The 7,046-nt window shown below is 65.4% G+C and carries 6 protein-coding genes and 1 tRNA gene; 4 read left to right on the forward strand and 3 right to left on the reverse strand.

All coding sequences use genetic code 11. The annotated features are described in order from the left end of the window. Positions 1–480: 480 nt before the first annotated feature. Positions 481–705 (forward strand): hypothetical protein, encoded by a 225-nt coding sequence (locus tag CCS01_RS32865; RefSeq protein WP_146101775.1) that lies wholly within the window; start codon positions 481–483, stop codon positions 703–705. Between the two features lie 266 nt (positions 706–971). Here CCS01_RS32865 and CCS01_RS14885 read toward each other — a convergent pair whose 3' ends face one another. Then, on the reverse strand, positions 972–2,420 hold the full coding sequence (locus tag CCS01_RS14885) for a glycosyltransferase family 9 protein (RefSeq protein WP_104519590.1): 1,449 nt from the start codon (positions 2,418–2,420) through the stop codon (positions 972–974). Between the two features lie 128 nt (positions 2,421–2,548). Between CCS01_RS14885 and CCS01_RS14890 the strand changes: the two genes are divergently transcribed. Next, positions 2,549–2,624: transfer RNA gene (locus CCS01_RS14890), tRNA-His, on the forward strand. A 10-nt stretch (positions 2,625–2,634) separates the two neighbouring features. After that, positions 2,635–3,219: a molybdenum cofactor guanylyltransferase MobA gene (gene mobA / locus CCS01_RS14895; RefSeq protein ID WP_104519591.1), complete on the forward strand. Its 585-nt coding sequence runs from the start codon at positions 2,635–2,637 to the stop codon at positions 3,217–3,219. 344 nt (positions 3,220–3,563) lie between these two features. Here the strand turns inward: mobA and CCS01_RS14900 are convergent, their stop codons facing one another. Next, entirely contained in the window at positions 3,564–5,075 is a 1,512-nt protein-coding gene (locus CCS01_RS14900) for an oligosaccharide flippase family protein (protein ID WP_104519592.1), read from the reverse strand. A 264-nt stretch (positions 5,076–5,339) separates the two neighbouring features. Between CCS01_RS14900 and CCS01_RS14905 the strand changes: the two genes are divergently transcribed. Next, complete coding sequence (locus CCS01_RS14905) at positions 5,340–6,323, forward strand: UDP-glucuronic acid decarboxylase family protein (protein WP_104519593.1); 984 nt, start codon at positions 5,340–5,342, stop codon at positions 6,321–6,323. A 547-nt stretch (positions 6,324–6,870) separates the two neighbouring features. On the opposite strand, the gene CCS01_RS14910 is transcribed toward CCS01_RS14905, so the two are convergent. Then, on the reverse strand, positions 6,871–7,046 hold a 176-nt coding region (locus CCS01_RS14910), incomplete at its 5' end, for a transposase (RefSeq protein WP_146101497.1).

Here is a 7,046-nt window from a genome sequence, read left to right on the forward strand (position 1 = left end):
ACAGCCTCGTCCAGGCGGCCAAAGCCAAGGCCCGGGGCTACCGCTCCTCCCGCAACCTGAAGGCGATGATCTACCTCATCGCGGGTAAGCTCGAACTCGCCCTACCCACCTGAAACAGCGAGGAACCAAATACCACCGCTGCTGCCAGCAGCCGCATCAGGTTCAGATAGATCGATACCGTCGTGTTCATTGCCGCCAGCTACATTTCCCTATGAGGTGGCCATGCCCGTCTGCTCCGAGTCTCGTGGACAGGACCAAACGTGATGGTCTTTATGATGAGTATACAATTAAATCGGAATCATATCAATAGTCTGCCGATTGGTGCATTTGAGCCCGATCGCCGTGCAGCCTTGGACTCCAGCCTGTATTCTCGTCAGGCCCATGCTGCCCTAGCCCAGATTTGCGCCCCACAAAAAGACTTCGCCTTATCAGCGGGTTATAGCCGCCTTTGGTAATAGGGGCAAAACCCCGGGCACGCACATGCAGCATACGCTCGACACCGGAACGAGGGGCGCGGAATTCCGCCATTTTTTGGTGTCCAATTGCGGAACGGTATGGACGATCACCAAATTCACCCGGACTTTTGCCCCGCTTACCGCCTTTGGTAATTTGGAGGCAAAACCCAGGGCAAATTTGGTGATCGTCGATACCGTTCCGCAATCGGACGCCAAAATGGCAGGTTATCGGCCGAAATTTGAATGTTGACATAAGAGCCTCTCGCAAAATAGGGAATAATTCCACAATAATACACCATGTAGTGCAACTTAATAAAAATCCATACTATATGTTGATATATCGGTAGATAATTCCGGAATTTTGCAAGTGGCTCATACGGCGGTTATTTTTGGGAGTCGCCTAAACTGCGTCCACTTTGAGAACCGAGGTTACGTCGGCCCGCGATCAGGAAATGTGCCCACATACGGCGCCTCAGGTCCGAACTGCCGGACTACGGTTTTCAAACTGGACGCGGTTTAGGCGCCGCCGTGGTCCAGTTCCTCGGCCAGGGCGACCCGCAACCGCTGCAACGGCTCGTTCCAGTCGCCCGGCTTCGGCTGGCGGAACAGCCGCACGCTGGGGTACCAGGGGCTGTCCTCGCGCTCCAGCAGCCAGCGCCAGTCGGCGGCCTTGGGGATCAGGATCCACGCCGGCTTGCCCAGCGCCCCCGCCAGGTGGCCCATCGAGGTATCGACAGTGACCACCAGGTCGAGGTTCTCGATCAGCGCCGCCGTCTCGCCGAAATCGGCCAGGTCCGCGCCGAGGTCGGTCAGGCCCGGGAACAGCGGCAGGTTCGGCAGGTCCCGCGGCAGCATCGGCTTCTGCAGTGACACGAACGCCGCCGGCCCGGCGTCGGCCAGCAGCCCGAGTTGCGCCAGCGGCATGGAGCGCCGGCGGTCGTTGGGATGCGTCGGCCGCCCGGTCCAGGCCAGCCCGATGCGCTTCACCCCGGCGGGCAGCGTGGCGTCCAGCCGCTCCCGCCAGTGCGCGACCCGGGCCGGGTCCGCTTTCAGGTACGGGATGCCCGCGGGGATGGTGTCGAGCCGAGTGTGGAACAGGTATGGCAGGCTGGACAGCCGGCAGTGCGCCGCGTGGCCGGGCACGTCCGCCCAGCGGTGGCAGTACTGTTTGACGCCCGGGATGTTGGCCAGCAGCGGCGCCATCTCGGCGCTGCATCCCAGGATCAGTTCCTGGCACCGCTTGGCGGCCATCGGGATGTAGCGCGCGAACTGGATGGTATCGCCGTAGCCCTGGTCACCCACCAGCAGCAGCCGCCCGTTGGGGATGCGCATGCCGTTCCAGGGCGCCGAGGTCATCGCCGGCATGGTCGCCTTGCCGGCCTCGGTCAGGTTGCGCCACTCGTACTCGATCCACCCGGCGTCGAAATCGCCGGAGGCCAGCAGGGTCTGCGCCAGCGCCAGGTGTCCATCCGCGTGGTCGTGCTTCAGGCCGACTGCCCGCAGCAGGCAGGCGGTGGCGCGCTCGCGGTCATCGACATCGACGAAGATCAATGACAGGTTGACGAGGTTCTCGGGATTGTTCGGATCCAGCCGGATCGACTCCTGGCCTGCGGCCAGGGCCTCGTCCATCCGGTAGGTGGCGCGGCAGAGGGAGCTGAGATGCGCATACCAGGTGGCGTTCCCGGGCCTCAGGCCGATCGCCTTGCGCAGCAGCGTCACGGCCGTCTCGGCATCGCCGGTCATGCCGATGATGATGCCGTGCAGCGCCAGGGCGGCGGGATGGTCGGGCGAGGCGGCGAGGACGTCGGCACAGATTCCGCTCGCCTCGTGCAGGCGCTTCGCCTGGGCCGCGGTCTGGGCGCGGGCCAGCGCCTGCTCGACGGTTTCCCCGCCCGGAGTCGTGGTGGCCGGCTGGCTGCCTGCCTGCCCGCCCGATGGTTGCTGGACAAAACTGGTTGCGCTCATGTGCCGGACCTTGCCCCGGCTGGTGGTTTGGTCGCAAGTACTCAAGCACGGTCAATTTCCCGTCGCGAGCGGCGCGAGGGAACCTTGACGGCATCCGCCGAATGGTCCTAAACGGCGCGCTCCGGATGGCGGGCGTAGCTCAGTTGGTAGAGCGCCAGGTTGTGGTCCTGGATGCCGTGGGTTCGAGTCCCATCGCTCGCCCCATCCCGTTCTCATGAATACATCGCAGATCGCCGGTCTCGTGCTGGCCGGCGGCCGGGCCCGCCGGATGGGCGGTGTGGACAAGGCGCTGCTGCCGTTCGGCGGTACCACCATGCTGGGGGCGGTGATCGCCGCGCTGGACCTGCCGGTGGTCGCGATCAGCGCGAACGGTGATCCGACACGGTTCGCGGCTTTCGGTTGCCCGGTCCTGTCCGATGGTGCGTTTCAGGACCAGGGTCCGCTGGCCGGGCTCCTGGTGGGGCTGGAATGGGCGGCCGGGCTGGGCATGACAGCCGTGCTGACCGCGCCCTGCGACACGCCGTGCCTGCCGCATGGCTTGGCACGTCGTCTGTGGCCGCCGCCATGCGGCGTGATCAGCGCGGGCCGGCGGCACCATCTGGTCGCGTCGTGGCCTGTCGCCTGTGCTGCTGACCTGCGCGCGATGCTGTCTTCTCCCGGCAGCCGCCGGGTCGGCGACTTCGCGGACCGCATCGGCATGCGCCATGTGGAATTCCCCGCCGAGGCGGCGGATTCGTTCGCGAACGTCAACTCGCCGGACGACCTGGACCGGGCGCGAAAGGCAATGGCTGAACGCTGAGCAGAGCCGCCACGCCAGACGATACCGCATGGGCGCTACAGCAGACCGCAGGTTAGTTGGGACGCAGACGGCCTGTCTTCATCGTCATGCCCGGCTTGTCCGGGCCACCTGTCGCGGCACACGTGCTGGAATAGGTGGCCCGGACAAGCCGGGCCATGACGAGTGAGGTGCGCCGTCGCCGTGTCTCAACCAACCTGCGGTCTGCTGTAACTTAGCGGTACCGTCTGTTTCCGCGTCATGGCGGCCCTTCGGCCGCCATGACGATGAGGCAACGGCCGCGCCCCAGCCCGCAACGTCAGCGCCTATGGGACGATGCCGCGGCCTCGCGCCGGGGGCATTTGCCGTCAGCGCCGTCGGCGGGCCAGCCGCTCCCACACGCCGTGAAGCATGGACAGCACATGGCGCTCTGCCCCGTCTGGCCGTCCCGCGAGTATCCACGCCGAGGCAAGAACGATGGCATAGCAGATGGCGCCCAGGCCGGACCGGATGCCGATGTCCAGGCCGAGTTGCACGGGGTTCTGGCCAGCGCCTGGCGTCCAGGCCATCCCGAGATGCCAGAGCAGCAGGACCATCGACAAGGTCGCAATCGCCGGCCGCAGCACGCAACTTCCCAGGCGCCGCAGCGATACGTCGATACGTGGCAGTGTGAGCCACAGGAACAGGACGAGATCCATCACGGTCGCCGCGATGATGGCAGCGGCCGCGCCCGGCAGGCCGACAGTCGGAACCAGCGCGAGCAGCAGCAGCACCCGGACCCCCGTCGAGGCGGCCATCACGGAGAACACGGGGCCCAGCCGGCCGATGACGTTCAGCAGCGTCGCGCTGGCCGAGGTCAGCATGGTCATGCCAACCGCCACGGCCATGATCTGTACCACCGGCACCGCGGCGACCCACTTGGCACCCAGGATCAGCCTGACCAACGGGTCCGCGACCATGGAGATGCCCATCCCGACGGGCAGGACCAGCAACAGGCCCAGCCCGACCGCGTTCAGGAACATGCCGCCGAGATCTTTGTTCGAGGCGTGCAGCGAGGCGAAGCCGGAAAACAGCGCCCGGTTCAGCGGCTCGATGATCTCGGTATTCGCCAGCGTGCCCAGTTCGAAGCCGACGGCGAAAATGCCGACCTGCGTGGCTCCCAGCAGGCGGCCGATGACGACACTGTCCGAGCGGTCACGCACCTGGATCAGCATCGCCTGCGCCCAGGTCCACAGCGAGAATCCGATGATCCGCCGCCACGCCCGAAGCGTGATCCGCGGCCGGTATGGCGACATTGTGTAGCTTTGTATCAGCCGGGCGGTGCGGTTCACCAGGATGCCGGCGACCAGCGCCCAGTAGCTCGGCCAGACGACGGCAACGACGATCGTGATCGCGACGCTGGCAATCCGCGACCGCAGCCGCATGTCGAATTCCTTGCGGAACGCAAGCTCGCGGCGGAAATGGACGGTGCCGATATTCTCGAACGCGCTGATCAGGATCCCGGCGGAAAGGGCCAGCATCACCACGGCCAGCCGCCTGTCGGCAAAGAAGTCGCCGATGGGCCAGGCGAGGGCGGCGATCAGCGCCGCCGTCAGCACGCCGCGCAGCACGCTCAGGCCGAAGCCGGTGTCGTACAGGTCGCGGTCGACGACCGGGACGCGCACCAACGCATCCTGCACGCAGATGTCCGACAGGGCATCCACGGCGTCGATGAACCCGGTCGCCAGCGCGATCAGGCCGAAGTCGGACGGTTGCAGCAGCCGAACCAGCACCAGCGTGCTCAGCAGCCCAAGATTGCGGGTCGCCAGGCGCCAGGCGACGACCCAGCCGGCGCCCATTGCGACGCGCCGTGACACGGAGGCGGTCGTAGTGTTGCTCATGCATATATATTCCGATATTGCATAAACCGAGGCGCGGCTGTTGCACGCCTGCGGGCCGCGGCGGCCCTGGCAATTCGTGTCATTAACGTGAAGTATCCACTACATGGCGCGCCCTATACTCGAACATCGTACGGCAGACACGCGAAATGATACCTTGTCAGTCCAGGCCGCCGGGACTCGGCCGGCCATGTGCCGGGGGTCAACCCGATTGGCATTCCAGATCCGAAGCGACTAAGAACCCGCATTTCCAAGGAGCGAAGCTGAATGTCCCTGACCCGTACGCGTATCCTGGTGACAGGCGGCGCCGGATTCCTCGGCTCGCATCTGTGCGAGCGGCTGCTGGCCGAGGGCCATGATGTGCTGTGCGTCGACAACTACTTCACCGGGCGCAAGGACAACATCGCCCACCTGATCGGCAACCCGCACTTCGAGGCGCATCGCCATGACGTAACGTTTCCGCTGTATGTCGAGGTCGATCAGATCTACAACCTCGCGTGTCCGGCCTCTCCGGTTCACTACCAGTTCGACCCGGTGCAGACCACCAAGACCAGCGTCATCGGCGCCATCAACATGCTCGGCCTGGCCAAGCGCGTGGGCGCGACGATCCTGCAGGCCTCCACCAGCGAAGTTTACGGCGACCCAACGGTACATCCGCAGACCGAGGAGTACCGCGGCAACGTCAATCCGCTGGGTCCGCGGGCCTGCTACGACGAAGGCAAGCGGTGCGCCGAGACGCTGTTCTTCGACTATCACCGCCAGCACGAGGTGCGGATCAAGGTGGTGCGGATCTTCAACACCTATGGGCCGCGCATGCATCCGAACGATGGGCGGGTGGTGTCGAACTTCATCATGCAGGCGCTGCAGAACCAGGATATCACGCTGTACGGCGATGGCGGCCAGACGCGGGCGTTCTGCTTCGTCGACGACCTGGTCGACGGCCTGATCCGCATGATGGCCACCGGGCCCGAGGTCACCGGCCCGGTCAATATCGGCAATCCGCACGAGATCTCGGTACGGGAACTGGCGGAGCGGGTGATCCGGATCACCGGCTCGGCATCCCGCATCGTCCACCGCCCGCTGCCCCAGGACGATCCGCTGCAGCGGTGTCCCGACATCAGCCTGGCGCAGTCGGCCCTGGGCTGGCGGCCGAAGGTCGAGCTCGATACCGGCCTGCGCCAGACTGCCGACTATTTCAAACGCATGCTCGCCGCGGCGGACAGTCCGGCATCCCAGGGCGTCGCAGGATAGGCACGAGGAACTTGGCCGCCCTGGCTGTTATACCAGGCGACGTAGAGTTTGACCGTGGAAACAGGCGCCTCATCGTCATGGCCCGGCTCGTCCGCATAGGCGTTAACTTAGGCAGCCAGGCGCGACGCCCTGTCCCGTCGTCATGGCGGCCGCAGGGCCGCCATCCACGCCTTACGGTGCCGATATCAGCCAAAGGCGTGGATGGTGGGCCTTCGCCCACCATGACGGGGTAGCAACGGCCGTGCCACTGGCCGCCAAAGTTAGCGCCTATGCGGCTCGTCCGGGCCATGACGATGAGGGCAGGGGCCTCAGTGTCCCAACCGACCTGCGGTCTGGTGAAGCAAGAAGCCTGCCACAGCCAGCGATGAAATGCCATACCAGTTGCGCGCGGCGGCGGCCTTCAGTCCTGCCGAAGCGGCCCGGCCGCTTTTGCCGGGCACGGCGGCCTGCGCGGCTTGGCCGATGCAACTGAAAGTGGGACTCCCACGAACGTGAGATCGGCGTCCGTGGCCGGCCAGACTGCTCCTCCCCGTTCTAGGGCGTGTCGTCAATTAAGCCAAACGACGGCGGCGGCGAGGTGGACCGCGGCGAGGAAGTTGCGGGCAGTCTTGTCATAGCGGGTTGCGATGGCACGGAACTGCTTGAGCCTGGCGAAGAAATTTTCGATCAGATGGCGCGCCTTGTAGAGGTCGCGGTCGTAGGTCCGCGGCGAGCGGCGATTGG

This window comes from Rhodopila globiformis (assembly GCF_002937115.1).
In the GTDB taxonomy this organism is placed as follows: Bacteria; Pseudomonadota; Alphaproteobacteria; order Acetobacterales; family Acetobacteraceae; genus Rhodopila; species Rhodopila globiformis.